Genomic DNA, 13,004 nt, shown 5'->3' on the forward strand with positions numbered 1-13,004 from the left:
TCTGCGGAAAACGTTGTACATGGCAAGTCTTGCAGCCATTAGAAACAAAAAATCATTGTTCAGGGAGATGTATGATCGACTGAGGAGCAATAATAAAACAGCCAAGCAGGCGCTTGGTGCGGTAATGAGAAAGATGATCCTGGTAATGCGCAGCATCCTGATCTCGGGAGAACCGTATCGTTTCTCGAATGAAAGCAGCAAGGAACTCCCCGCGGCAAGTTAACCTCAGTCTTTAGTAGACCTCAATCCCAATAGCATTTTTTCTCCTCAAAAGCCTTTCACAAAAAGAAGGTTTTTGAGGAGAAAAAATGCCCCCGCTGAACGCGGCCGCTTCATCGGCCGCTAGGCCGGGGTATGCCTGGCTCTAACAAAAACGGTGGAACCTGAGATTTCCCCTTGCACTCAAACCCACAACACACTATCTGGGCTACAACCGCCTGTGAAAATGCTCACCGCACCCAGCGGGTGCGCCTCCGCTTTTTCCAAGCCATTTCGCTCCAGATCTTTAGCCAAATCCCCTCGCTCTTATCGCGCCTCTTAGGTTTAACCTGACCCGCAGTGGTCTGGTGCCGAAAATCAGGGGTCAGTTGTCACGCGGATCGTTTCCATTTGCGTGCAAGTGTGTTGTAATGCCCGCGGATCTTGCGGGCAGCGTGAAGGGACGCCCCGCCGCGAGGGATTTTTGGTTTTTCGCCTACAAGGATTTTTGGCAGTAATCTGCCTGGTATTGGCGTCGGTTTTCGCCGCGGGCATTCGCCTCGGCCCGACGCCCACACCTGTTTCGGCACTTTCCGAGGTGTGCCAAAGCCACAAGTGCGCCTGTTCCCTCGCCGGGCGCTGCGACATCCAGTGCTGTTGCCAGGGTGAGAAACAAACGCAACACGACCATGATGAAGACGATGATCGCCCCTTTTTTCAGAACCGAGACTGCGTTCCCTTCCAAGGTTTCGGCGTTGGCGTGTTCCGTCTGCTCAGCGTGGTCTTTCCCGGGCTTCCACAAGCCCCGCTTTTTGAACCGTGCGCCAATCCGCCGCGCCCCAGGCGCGACCGCGGTTATTGGATCGCCCCCGATCCCCCGGATAAAGTGCCCATTTTCAGCCTCTTCTCACACGAATAGATCTCGATTCGCAGCCGGCGACCCAAACCGCGTCGCACGGTTGCCCGTGCCTTTTAACGCCCGGCGCAACACCTGAGTCGCTTTCGTCCCCAGCCATGGGGATGAAGGTTCGAATAGCGTGTGCCCGGCCGAGGTCTGTGCCCGCGTGGGCGCGACCAGGTACCAACCCAATCACAGGGTCCTAATTGGATCCCCCTTTTTTGTATTGGAGAATAGGATGAAATGCACCCTTTTTGCCTTGGGCCTCTTGTGGGTCCTTGGCCACGGTTATGTAACCGCCGCCGATCCCGACACCGACACCACCGTCAAACAAACCATCACCATTACCGCCACCAGCCCCGAACACGGGGAAAGCGACGCCGCCTCCGCCGAAACCATCGAAGCCTACGGCGGGCAGGATTTGGCCGAGGGCTTACGTCAAGTACCCGGCCTTGAAGCGAGTCGCCGCGGCGCGGTTAACCTCGACCCCAATTTCCGCGGCTTGCAGGCCACCCAACTAGCCACTTTCGTCAATGGAACCCGCGCCTTCGCCGCCGGCCCGGCCCGCATGGATTCCGAGCTCAGCCACATCTCGCTCCACGAAATTCAGCGGGTCCAACTCGTCAAAGGGCCCTATGCGTTGTCCTGGGGCGCCGGCGCCTTAAGCGCGTTAAACGTCGAAACCTTCGTGCCGGAATTTTCCGACAAAGGTTGGCAAACCCACGGCAACCTGGGCCTGCGTTACGGTGACAATCAGGACCAACGGGACGGGGCCGCCTCGGTGTGGAGCAGCAACGAACGCTTCCGCGTCCAGCTGTTTCACAACCACCGCCGCAACGGCGATGTGGAAGACGGCGCGGGCAACCTGGTGCCCGCCTCCTACGAAACCGACGAATCGATGATGGGGTTCGGGCTAAAACTCGGCGCCGGCGCGGTGCTGCAATACAACGGCCACTACCAGGATCAACAGGATTTGGATTATCCCGGCCGCCTGCTGGACGCAAGCTATTTCAAAAACCGCTTGCACGACCTCAAGCTCACCATTGATGCGGGCCCCTTCACCCGTTTCCAGGTCCAGTTGTACAGCAACCACAAGGACCACGGCATGAACAACGATGCCAAACCCACGGCACAAGCCAACCCCAACCGCCGGCCGCCTTTTCCTCTTGACATCAAGGTCGCCACCGAGGCCAACACCGTCGGCGCCAAGTCCTTCGTGACCTTCCGCCAAGGGACGGGGACCTGGAAAGTCGGTGTCGACTTTTACCAATTGGAACAAAACGCCCAGCGCACCATCGCCCGCCGCGACACCGGCATGGTGATGATGAACCAGTCGATTTGGCCGGACGCGCAAACCCGGGTACTGGGCACCTACGCCGCCTTTAACCAAACCACCGAGACGTTTAACTGGAGCGCCACGGTTCGTTACGACGCGAGCGAAACGGAAATCCCGCGCGCTTCCGACTATTTTATTGACCAAACCAACGGTGATCTCAACCGGGACGACCAAAACCTAAGCGCCGCGGTCAGTTTCGTGGTGCCCCTCGGTGAACACTGGTTGGGCACCGCCGGCGCGGGCAGCGTGGTGCGGATCCCGACCATTTTGGAACGTTACGCGGACCGCTTCCCTTCCACCGGTTTTCAAAGCCCGGCCGAATTTGTGGGCAACCCCAATCTGGAGCCGGAACGGGCCAACGAAGTCAACGCGGGCCTGTCCTACAGCCGGACGCGTTTCAGTTTCAACGCCGACCTGTTCTACCGCACCATCAAGGACAACATCAGCTACCAAATAGATGATTCGCTCACCCCGGCCCTGCCCCTGAGTCCCCGCACCGTTTACCGATATGTCAACGGCGACGGCTTCGACGCGGTCGGTGCCGAACTCCACCTGCGGGCACAACTGACGGACCATTTCCGTTTCCAAAGCGGCGCCGCCTATACCTACGGCAAAGAAGAACTTCACGACGAAGCCGCGGTCGGTATCGCACCGCTGCGCTGGGTGAACAGCCTGCGCTGGAACGCGGATGCATCGCGCGCCGGCTCGGGTTCGCCGAGTTTTTGGGCGGAACTGCGCACCACCACGGTCGCCGCCCAAAACCGGGTTGCCGCCGGTCGCATGGAACAACCCACCCCGGGTTATTCGCTATTCGATATTCAGGGTGGTTTCACCATTAGCAACGGCTTGCGTTTGGAACTAGGCGTCCGCAATCTGGGCGACACCTTTTACGTGGACCATCTCAACAGCCGCAACCCCTTTACGGGTGAACGGGTGGCGGAACCTGGCCGCAACATCTTCGGCAACCTCTTGTACCGGTTCTAGATAGCCAAACCAAAGGGGAACGCGGCGACCGGCGCTGTTTGCGGCGGTCGTCGCGTTCTCCTGAACCGAAATGAGCCCGATCAAAAGATTGTTTTCTCGAAAAAACCTGGTTATGCTAGGTGTTACGCTTACGCCAATGAGGAGGTTTGCTTGCCCACCAAGTCTCGGTTAAACGCACGGCTCGCCGCACTGCGGGTAATGGCCAAAATGGCCCAGGTCGACGGTCACATTCACCGTCGTGAACGCGATTTTCTTCTGGAAATGCTCCCGCAACCCGCGCGCGATGAAGAGTTACAAGAATTGTTGGATTCGGTGGAAACCGCGGAACTCGCCGACTTGGTCCAACACGTTCAGCGCTATGAGGACCGATTCTTGATTGCCTACCGCGCCTTTACCATGGCCCATGTGGACAAGCATTACGACAAGTCGGAACGCCGGGTTTTTGACCGTTTGATCCAACTTTTAAAGATCATGCCGGAGGATCGGCGGTTGATTGAAAGCACCCAACAGCCGGAAACCGCGGTCAGCGCACCCAACCAGCGCCTGAGCCAACTTTTTTCAAAATCCTCCTTTGCCCCCACGGAATAGGCCCATAACAACCGCCTCTGCGCGTTTTTTCAAAAAAGCTTGTATTTCCAACGGGTCGGCCATTCGGCCTGGTGGATTCAGATGCGACCGCCATGGTCGTCGCGTCGGCCGCGCTTGAAGACCGCGCCGTGAAACACCGGTGAACCCCACGCACATAACAGGGAACTTTGTAGGAAACCATCGCGGCGCGGCGTCCACGCGCAACGCCGGCCTCCACGCGACGATATGAACCAGGCCCGCGCCGCGCCCCGTTTTTACCGAACCTTAAAGATTTGGCGTGGGCTGCATCTAACAGAAAGCCCATTCCCATACGGTTCCAATCACCGAGAAAGGCAACGCCGTTGACAAATTCCCCCTAGACGAAGGCACGGGCGTGTGAATCAGCCAACAGCTGAAAACTTGACGCGAAACGCGGCACGCGGCGGGCGCACTTCTCAGTTAATCATGCTTTTTTTCAAACAAACGGGGCCACGCTAACCCGCGCCAAGCCCTCGCTAAATAGTTTTACGACAGATGATTGGAATCCGGGAAGGCGCATATGCCTGCTCAAGGAATAAGAAACCGAAAAATCGCCTTCTTTTCAGTCGCATGGATACCACGAACACCCTTTTTCCCTAGCACCTGGTTCAACCGGTCTTGCCGCCGCACGGGCATGCGCTTATCCCACGACAAAGAGGAAATGGGCTTGGCATCCAAGGAACGAAAGCCGGTCCATAGGGGAGAAAGCAGATCAAGAACAAGCTTCGGTGAACCGTCTTTTACCCAATCTTTACATTTTACACTTGCCGATTTCACCCCATTCAACACTAATAATGGGCTTTAACCCGTCAAAGAACGGACGGTCAATTCCGACAAAAAACGACCAAAGTTGTTTTTTATCAGCCGCCAACAGCAATCCTTGGCACGGTGAAAATCAAATGTCATACGCGCACTCCCCCAACTGAAATCAAAAATTGGGCATTCCAGGAATTCTTCCGATAAGATAGGCAAACCCCTCAAGCACTCGCGTGGAGTATCTATGGATGCAAAACAAGAGAAATTTATGCAGAAACTGGGAAAACTTCGCGATAGCTATAGCAAAGAACTTCCCGGTAGAATTGACGGCATCCGCGAACTTGTCGATGTCCTGAAAAACCATCCCTCGGATCAAGCCAATCTTAAGGAACTCATTCGCCGTATCCACTGCTTTTCCGGCTCGGCCGTTTACTTTGGTTACAAGCAGCTCAATTTTGTTGCGCGCGAGTTCGAACTCATCCTTACCGATTGGCAGGAGCAAGGTTTGCCCCTCAAGCAGGAAGCGCTGACCCGGCTCGAGCATTATTTCGACCGCCTGGTTGAAGCCTCACAACGCCCGCTCGACCATCAGCCAACCACCGTGATCGAACCCAAACCGATTGAGGACCCGGTCTTACCCAACGCGGACGCGGGCCGCAAACAAATTATTTTGGTTCAGGCGGACCGGGCGGATCGCTGCGAGTGGGAACTGCAACTTACTTTTTACGGTTTCCGCGTCTTTTCTTTCGAAAACCTACAGCGCCTACGCGACTTTGAAAAAGAAAACCCCATTCAAGCCAGCCTGCTCATTCTCGATTTGGACGAAATCCTGGCCGCCCAACAAGACATCGGGCTGCGCCAATTTGTATTACAGCAAAACCATCAGGCGCCGATTGTGTATGTCTCAACCCGCGAGGACCTTCACGCCCGCTTGGAAGCGGTGCGCCTGGGCGGCGACGGCTTTTTAAACAGGCCGCTCGAACTCAACGATCTGGTCGACGTGGTCGACAAAGCCGTGCGCAATACACAACAGGATCCCTACCGCGTCTTGCTGGTCGAAGACGATCCACGCATGGCCGAACATTTCACCCACGTGCTCCAAGCGGCGGGTTTTGTCGTGGAAACCGTGGTAGATCCCTTCCAGCTGCTCGACCGCATGGGCGCCTCTGATCCAGAACTCATTCTGCTCGACTACCACCTCCCTCACTGCAACGGTATCGAACTGGCCAAGGTAGTGCGCCAACAACCGCGTTACCTGAGCATGCCGATTATTTTCCTCTCAACCGAGGAAAACATCGAACGGCATTACAACGCCCTCAACGCGGGGGCCGATGACTTTTTGAGCAAACCCATCTCGCCGCGCACCCTGGTGATTTCACTGCAAGCGCGTCTGGCCCGAACCCGTGCGCTGAAATCGCTGATGGCCCACGATTCCCTCACCGGCCTGCTCAACCACGTGACCCTCAAAGAGAAGCTGTCAATTAACGCGGCCCGCGCCGACCGCACCAGCAAACCGCTGTGTTTCGCCATGATTGATATCGATCACTTCAAAAAAGTCAACGACACCTACGGCCATGCTGTTGGTGATCGCGTGCTGCAAAGCATGTCGCGCGTCCTCAAGCAACGCCTGCGCCGCAGCGACGTCATCGGCCGCTACGGCGGTGAAGAGTTTGGCTTGATCCTTTTTGACACCCCACTCGAGGCCGCCTATGAGGTGATCGATGAAATTCGCCGTAACTTCTCCAAAGTAACCCATGTCGCCGACGGCGTTCACTTCCACGTCACTTTTAGCGGCGGCATCGCGGTTTTTGACGACTTCCCCGCCCCCGGCGCGGTGATGGAAGCGGCGGATCGCGCGTTGTACCTCGCCAAACGACAAGGTCGCAACCGGATTGTTAAGGCGCCACCTTCCATTTTGGCAGGCGAATAACGAAACGGGTGCCGACCTCGTAGTCGGGATCAATGTGGATCGTGCCACCGTGGATCTGAATGGTGCGCTTGGCAATGATCAACCCTAGGCCGGTTCCCTGATCCTTGGTGCTGAAATACGCCTCAAACACGCGGTGATGGTCTTCGCGAGGAATCCCCGGTCCGGTATCCTCAACGTGACACAACCAACTCTCGCCGACCGCCTCGACCACAATGCCGAGACGGCCCTCGCCGCCCATGGCTTGAACCGCATTCACCACGAGGTTCTGCAAAGCCCGCCGCAACAAACGCACATCGGCCAAAATCACCATGGTTTCCGGCCACGCAAGATCCAGGGTTAACCCGTCCGCGGAGCGTTGGTAAGGCTGAACCAACTCGTCCAACAGAACCGCGAGGTCGGTCATTTCGAGATCCGGTTCAATCGGCCGCGCGTAATCACCGAATTCGGTGGCGGTTTGTCGCAGAATTTCCACCTGACGGCTGATCTCAACACGGGTTTCGCTCAAAGCCTGTTCAAATTCGGGATGTTGATCTTGGTAGAGTTTGACCAGGTAATCAATTTCAAGCTGAATCGGTGTCAGCGGGTTTTTAATTTCATGAGCCACACGCCTGGCCATTTCGGACCAGGCCTTGAACCGGCCGGCGGCCAAGGCGTCGGTCACATCCTCCACCGCCACAATAAAATACAAGCCGTCTTCGGTCGGGGTATTCACCACCCGCCCTTTAATCAGCAGTTCCTGCTCGCCTTCCTCCTGATGAAGCTGCATCGAACATTCGCCCGACTTCCCTTGTTCCAGCATTGCTTGCAAAGGTTTCAGCGCGGCCTGCTGCCCGATCAGATGATCAAGGGAGACGGCCTCCTCGGCCAGTTCCAATAATTCACGAGCTTTGGCATTTTGCAGCAACACCTTGCCGCGACGATCAAAACCCAACAAGCCGCCACTCATGGCCACCAGGGTTTCTTTCTGGACCTTTAACTGCTCCAACAACAGGTGTTCACTCATGCGGATTTGTTCCTGCATGGTGTTAAATGCACTGACCATGCGCTGCAATTCATCATGGCGATGAACCACAATCGGCCGGTTCTGGAGGCCTTTAGCCATCCGCATCGCGCCGCGGGTAATGGCGGAAACGGGCCTCAGGAAGTTGCGCGCCACCAGGCGGGTGAAGCCGGCCATGGCGAAAAACAGACCAATGAGCACGGTGCCGGAGAACTCTAATTGTTCCAACCAGCGCAAGCTCTGGCGACGGTTAAAGGGAATCATGGTCATGGAAATCACCGCGTTGCGGCCGTCGGCCAACCTAAGCGCGCTGTAGGTCACCAGAATCGAACTGCCGTCGGGTAAGTTGCGCCGTTTGAAGCTATAGGGTTTGCCCTCGACGATGAGATCGCGGGCCAACTGATAGGGCAATCGCCGTGACAACAGACCCATGCGGTAAATTTCCGGCTGCTGGGTTTTGTAGAGACGCCCGTCCAGATAAATGCTGAGGTCCTCGTTGAGGATGCGCGAAAAGCGGGCCACGGGCAGATAGCGGCGCGAGGCCTGTTCATAACGCCGGGTGCGCGGTTCCGTCGCGTTCCAGTCAATGTCGGCATCGTCCGTATCGTTGGGGTGCAGATGTTGTTGGAACAGCCGTTTGGCCATGCGAATGTTGGAGCGCGCCATGGATTCGACCTCGCGCACCTGGTTCTTGCGAATCGATTTAATCAGCAGGTAACCCAAGGTCGCGGTCGGAAGCAGACTGGTCAAAAACATGAACGCGGCCATTTTTAGAGAAAACGAACGCTGCCATGCATTGAGCGGCGTGCGGGTCGGCTTGAGCATCAACTGGTGACCGCGCAACATCACCCAACAGGCCAACATTAAGGCGAGGTAACGAACCGAGATCATGCGCAGCGGGGTGGCTTTGTGGGTGATGCGGTAGATGTAGGGCGGCCCGGAAAAAAAGAACAAGGTATTGCGGGGCGATTTGACGTCCGCTTTCCAAAAAATGAAATCTTTTTCCAATCGCTCGCGTTCGGCCACGGTTAAAGCGGCGGGATTGCCTTGATCGTAAAGTGATTGACCTTTTTGATCGTAAACATCGAGGATATAGGCGAAATAAGGGAAGGTGTCGCCGGCGCGAACCGGGTAACGTTGGTTGGGCAGCCTGCCCAACTCGCGAATAAGCGAAAGGTTGTGGAAGTTGTTGCCGAGCACCGCCAAGAACTCATAATCGCGACCCGCCGCGGAAACCATGGTTCGAAAAACCAGCCATTCGGGGGCCGCGCCGTCTGGATTCTCGGCCGCCGCCATGGTGCCGATCTGCTCCAGGGGCACTTCAAATTCGCGGATTCGGTCCAGGGAAATGTGCTGGTCGATCACGCTCACCACGGTGCCGCTATCGTCGCGAAGCTGCAGCGCGAAATCAATGTGTTCCTCAAGCAAACCGTTGCGTTTGGCGAACATTTCCATGAGCAAAGGATGAACCCCGTCGGCGATTTGTTTTTCGAGCGTGGGCAGCTTGCGGATGAGGCGGCCCATACGGAAATGGTTGCGTTCAACGAGGAGGGTGATTTCGTCCAACATCTGGTGGCGCACGAAATCGACCTCGGCACGGTGTTCATGACGCACCATGGCGGGGTAAAACAAAAGCACGAGCAGGGCGGCAAGCAAAACCTGACTCACGGCACGATGGACAAACCACCAGAGGATGATCAGCGAACCGGAGGCCACCCAGGCCTCGGGTGCGAGGATCGCGGTCAGGGTTGCAATCAGCGCGGAAACGGCGATTTTGACGCGGGGCCCGTCGAATTTGGATTGGCGCAAAAGGTAAACCAGGTAGACCGGAACCGCCAAAAAAGCCAGGTACACCGTGAGCGAACCGGGCGCATTCAGCGCTTCCAGCGGGTGGACCAGGGAAAAACTATTGAGCGTTTGCAGCCAAGCCGCGCCCAGCCAAGTGAACCAAGCCAACAAACACAGGAAAAACAGGTTAAAAAGCATGGCCCGCGTTGGAAAAAGCGCCTGAACATGATGGAGCAAAAGAAAAACCAAATACCCGGAAACCAGGAAATGACCGGGGCTAATCAGCAAACCGTAGAATTGGGTTGAAGCAAAGATGTAGGAACCAAAGATCGTGACATTGGGAAGATGGACCCCGTTGGCAAAAACCAGGATGGCTAACCCGATGGCGGGCAGCCAGGCGTCGTGACGGGTTTTGGCGAGGCGACGTGCCCCGAGCATAAGCCGGAACAGCAGCGCAAGCCACAAACCGACCAGGACCTCGTCAAGCATCGAAATGCGCTCAAGTTCCATGAAACGAAATTCGAAAGGCAGACGCGCCACACCGAGTTGGTCGGCGAGTTCGGCAACAAAGGATTCGCCGCGTGCGTCGGCGACAACCGCCTGATAAGACGCGAATTGTGGAATTTGACGAACGAGCCAGGTATCGCGCGTTTCGGATTGATGACTCGAGAGAATCAGGCTTTCCAGCAACAAATACCCTTCGATTTGTTCGGCCTCGGGAAACGGCCGGCATACACGGTAAAACAATCGACCGTCGACCACCTCAAGCCGCGGCGTGGCCGATTCGCAGACCGGGTCGATCTCGGCGTAGGTATTGCCGGCCCAGAGCAGGGGCTCCCCGTCGAGATTGAGCAGGGTCACGGCCTGATAGGGTTCGGGTAGAAGCGCGGCTTGGAGTTTGTGGTTATCGGGATTGGCGAGGCCTTGATCGGGGCGACGCAGTAGTTGGAGAATCGCCTCGCGTTGACCGCTTTGGAGGACATGTTCGAGGTCCAGGCTTTCTTGCAGGTGGCGCGCCGCATCAGCGGGCAAAACGGGAAAGGGTTGCGGCCGTTGGCGGAGGAACACCAGCGCGGGCAGCAGGGCCACCAGGATCAGGTTAACCTGCAGGGCGCGGTTCCATTGTTTGCGGAACAGATAGGCGGCGACCAGGCACAGTGGCAGAAGGCCGAGCGCGGCCTGCCATGGAAGCCGCGAAAGCAAGGCGAGTTGCGCAAGCATCAGCGCGTGGAGGGCGTAAAAAGCGGTCAAAGGGCGACCTCGGCCGTTAATAGATGTCTTGCAGCACCCAGCGGCGCAGCACCAACTGTTGCCCTACTTGTTTGAAGTGAAAGGCAAAGACGACGCGCATCTGTCGGCCGCGGCGCTGATCTTCAAAAGAAGCCTCGAGCTGGAGTTCCAGCCAGGCGTAGTTGGTATCCACTTGAGAGTTGGTCACTTTGGCTTCGAGCAAGCGGTATTGACGCAACAGTTTATCAAAACTGAGCCCAACTTGTTGCGCGCTGAGTTTGCCGTGATCATTGAGCATGGGTCGGAGATCCACATCCACCCGCGTCTGCTCATGCACCAATTCACGCAACGCGGCGGTTTGGTGTTGGGTAAAAATGGTTTGGATGGGGGGCAGACCACTGGACGTGTGCATCAGCAACCAAAGGGTGGCCATGCCGAAGGTGGCGACAAACATGGACGCTCCTAAACACAAGCAAAAACGGTAGAGCTAAAGTGGCGATTCCAAGCGACAAGCGTAGCGCATTCGCACCACGCTTGAACAGGAGAAAGCGCGCCAAACCCTTTAGCAATGAACGGGCCGGCCCGGTGAAACGGACAGCGGCACGGCCTGCTTAGAGCGTGGGGCGGCGGCGCGCGGGTCGTCCCCGCTCCGAGAGGCGCTTGACGGTCTCGCAGAGTTGGGACACGCCGTGAATCAGCCGTTTGGTGTCGGGATAACAGAAGGTAATGCGCACGTGCTGATCCAAAACCTCGTTCATGTAACACAAATCGCCGCTCAGCACGTGGATGCCTTTGTAGGACAACTCGCGCACGGTTTCGTTGGCGCGCACCCCGTCGGGGAGTTTGATCCAAATCGTCAGGCCACCCTGCACCGGGAACCAAACCATGCCGTCGGGTGCCTCGCGCTCCAAGGTGTCCACACAGGACTGATACAGTTTGTGCAGGCGAACGCGCAACTGTTCTACCGCACCGGGTAACTGCCCGGATTCCAGGAACCGGCCGACCACGGCCTGGGTCAGGACCGGTGTGCCGAGATCCATCGCCGATTTGTGGGCGAGGAACCTTTTGTGGAAATGACCGCGCAAGGCCACCGCCGCAATGCGACACCCGGGGGAAACAATCTTGCTAAATGATTTAATATAAATAACATGGCCGCCTTGATCCATTTTGTACAAACTGGTCGGCGGCGGCTTTTCGAAATACAGGTCGCCCCAAATATCATCTTCCAAAACCACCAAGCGATGGTTCTCGGCCACTTCTAAAAGCTGGGCGCGGCGACGGGCGCTCATAACCGCACCGGTTGGATTTTGGAAAGCGGGTACGGTGTAGACCATGCGGATCGGGTACTCTTCGCAGGCCGCGGCCAACAAATCGGTGCGCATCCCCTCTTCGTCGACGGGGATCTGTAACACACGCCGTCCCATGGTTTTAAAACATTCAACCGCACCCATGTAGGTCGGCGCTTCGACAGCAATAGCTTGATCAGGCCCGACAAAGGAACGCGCCGCGATGTAGGTTGCCTGTTGTGCGCCGCTGGTAATGATCAATTCTTTTTCGTCAATGCCGAGCAGGTCGGATGCCGCGCGAACCAGCACGGGTTCGCCGGCGGTGTTGCTGTAGGTGCTGAGCACGGCATCAGGATCACGGCTGAACCGGTATAACAGTTTGCTTAAGGCGGCCGTCGGCAAAAAGCCTTCACCGATCACCGCGTTGGCCAGGTTGATTTTAACGTCGACGTTGGCGGTGGGATTAAACGGCAATTCAGAAACACGGGGCAAACCGTCAATTAGGGCGAGTTGCCAGTCGGTATCCCCGCGTGTGGCGGCGACCGCATCGCGCCCTTTCACGAAGGTCCCGCGCCCGTGTTCACGGGAAATCCAGCCATCGGTTTCCAAGGATTCATAGGCCTTGACGACCGTCATCGGGCTGACGGCCACCTGCCGTGCCAAACCGCGAATCGAGGGCAAGCGCGAGCCGGGTTCAAGCACCCCGTCCTGAATTTGACGGCGCAACCCATGCACGATCTGATCGGTTAGCGAATCCCCGTGTTCGCGATTTAAGGCCGGTATTTCCAAAAAATCCCCCAACTAGCACAGCAGACACATCGGTGACCACTGTTTACCTGTATTCAAGCATCGGCGTTTTCTGAATCCGCATAAGCCGAAAAACGTTCGCGGCGGCGAAAAAGTGGTCGAAAATGCCGGCAACCCAAAAAGCGAAATGGCAGTATTCCACCTTATTACCCAAGAAACAGGTGGAATCAACCAAGCAACGGCGC

At 56.8% G+C, this 13,004-nt stretch carries 7 protein-coding genes and 1 pseudogene; 5 read left to right on the forward strand and 3 right to left on the reverse strand.

Annotation, left to right across the window (positions count from 1 at the left end; translation table 11 throughout):
• The 5 genes and pseudogenes from J3U88_RS29930 to J3U88_RS29950 all read left to right on the forward strand — a co-directional run.
• Positions 1 to 223, forward strand: a pseudogene (locus tag J3U88_RS29930) (hypothetical protein); the annotation flags it as partial.
• A gap of 483 nt (positions 224 to 706) precedes the next feature.
• Positions 707 to 1,117 carry a hypothetical protein gene (locus J3U88_RS29935; RefSeq protein WP_207862700.1) on the forward strand — a complete coding sequence of 137 codons (411 nt, stop codon included), beginning with the start codon at positions 707 to 709 and terminating at the stop codon, positions 1,115 to 1,117.
• A gap of 217 nt (positions 1,118 to 1,334) precedes the next feature.
• Positions 1,335 to 3,416 (forward strand): TonB-dependent receptor domain-containing protein, encoded by a 2,082-nt coding sequence (locus tag J3U88_RS29940; protein ID WP_207862701.1) that lies wholly within the window; start codon positions 1,335 to 1,337, stop codon positions 3,414 to 3,416.
• A 150-nt stretch (positions 3,417 to 3,566) separates the two neighbouring features.
• Positions 3,567 to 4,004 (forward strand): tellurite resistance TerB family protein, encoded by a 438-nt coding sequence (locus J3U88_RS29945; protein WP_207862702.1) that lies wholly within the window; start codon positions 3,567 to 3,569, stop codon positions 4,002 to 4,004.
• Between the two features lie 1,018 nt (positions 4,005 to 5,022).
• Positions 5,023 to 6,708, forward strand: coding sequence for a diguanylate cyclase (locus J3U88_RS29950; RefSeq protein WP_207862703.1), 1,686 nt, complete (start codon positions 5,023 to 5,025; stop codon positions 6,706 to 6,708).
• Here J3U88_RS29950 and J3U88_RS29955 read toward each other — a convergent pair.
• The 3 genes from J3U88_RS29955 to J3U88_RS29965 form a co-directional block, all read right to left on the reverse strand.
• Complete coding sequence (locus J3U88_RS29955) at positions 6,674 to 10,747, reverse strand: sensor histidine kinase (RefSeq protein WP_207862704.1); 4,074 nt, start codon at positions 10,745 to 10,747, stop codon at positions 6,674 to 6,676. The two genes, J3U88_RS29950 and J3U88_RS29955, sit on opposite strands and share 35 nt — an antisense overlap.
• A 16-nt stretch (positions 10,748 to 10,763) precedes the next feature.
• Positions 10,764 to 11,180: a hypothetical protein gene (locus J3U88_RS29960; protein ID WP_207862705.1), complete on the reverse strand. Its 417-nt coding sequence runs from the start codon at positions 11,178 to 11,180 to the stop codon at positions 10,764 to 10,766.
• Between the two features lie 157 nt (positions 11,181 to 11,337).
• Complete coding sequence (locus J3U88_RS29965; protein ID WP_207862706.1) at positions 11,338 to 12,801, reverse strand: aminotransferase-like domain-containing protein; 1,464 nt, start codon at positions 12,799 to 12,801, stop codon at positions 11,338 to 11,340.
• Between the last annotated feature and the right edge of the window lie 203 nt (positions 12,802 to 13,004).

The sequence above is a fragment of the Acanthopleuribacter pedis genome (assembly GCF_017377855.1).
Lineage (GTDB): Bacteria > Acidobacteriota > Holophagae > Acanthopleuribacterales > Acanthopleuribacteraceae > Acanthopleuribacter > Acanthopleuribacter pedis.

What these genes read in the sequence shown, in the direction of transcription:
- J3U88_RS29940 (WP_207862701.1), top strand. Translation starts at nt 1,335, where the DNA reads ATGAAATGCACCCTTTTTGCCTTGGGCCTCTTGTGGGTCCTTGGCCAC.
- J3U88_RS29950 (WP_207862703.1), top strand. Translation starts at nt 5,023, where the DNA reads ATGGATGCAAAACAAGAGAAATTTATGCAGAAACTGGGAAAACTTCGC.
- J3U88_RS29960 (WP_207862705.1), bottom strand. Translation starts at nt 11,180, where the DNA reads ATGTTTGTCGCCACCTTCGGCATGGCCACCCTTTGGTTGCTGATGCAC.